This window comes from Streptomyces niveiscabiei (assembly GCF_033794345.1).
Classification (GTDB): Bacteria; Actinomycetota; Actinomycetes; order Streptomycetales; family Streptomycetaceae; genus Streptomyces; species Streptomyces niveiscabiei.
Genome location: NZ_JARAYJ010000124.1, coordinates 1 through 685 on the forward strand (window position 1 = coordinate 1; position 685 = coordinate 685).

The window sequence follows — 685 nt, forward strand, 5'->3', positions numbered from 1 at the left end:
CTTCGACCCCTTGGCCTTGCGGGACAGCTCCCGCTGGAGGCGCCGGAGTTTCTTCTCGGCCCGGCGCAGGAAACGCGGACTGGCGATCTTCGTCCCGTCTGACAGGACCGCGAAGGCGGACAGGCCAAGGTCGATACCCGTGTCGGTCTCCGCCTCGGGGAGGATGTCCGGCTCGGTGTCCACGACGAAGCTGAGGAAGTACCGGCCACAGCTGTCCCTGGTGACCGTCACAGAAGTCGGAGCTGCCGGGAGCCGACGGGACCACTTGACCTTCAGGTCGCCGACCTTGGCCACATACACCGTGCCGTCGTCCTTCAGACAGAAAGCGTTGGTGTTGAGACGGACCGACTGCCCGGTGTCCTTCTTCGACTTGAAACGAGGCGGACCGACCTTCCGGCCCTGCCTCTTGCCCTTGAGGCTGTCGAAAAAGTTCTTGTAGGCGGCATCCAGGTCCCGCAGGGACTGTTGCAGGACGACCGCCGACACATCGGCGAGCCAGGCGCGTTCGGCGGTGTGCTTGGCCTGGGTGATCCGCAGCCGGGACAGCTCGGCCGACGTCACGTACGGCAACCCCGCCGCGTGCGCCTCCTTCCGGTCGCGCAGGCAGTCGTTCCACACCACACGCGCACACCCGAACGCACGGGCCAGCGCACGGCGCTGGGAGGCGTCCGGGTAGGCCCGGTAG

The 685-nt window shown here is 67.0% G+C and carries 1 protein-coding gene; it reads right to left on the reverse strand.

Annotated features, from left to right (window positions below):
• On the reverse strand, window positions 1–685 hold a 685-nt coding region (locus PV682_RS44160), incomplete at both ends, for an RNA-guided endonuclease InsQ/TnpB family protein (RefSeq protein ID WP_319738623.1).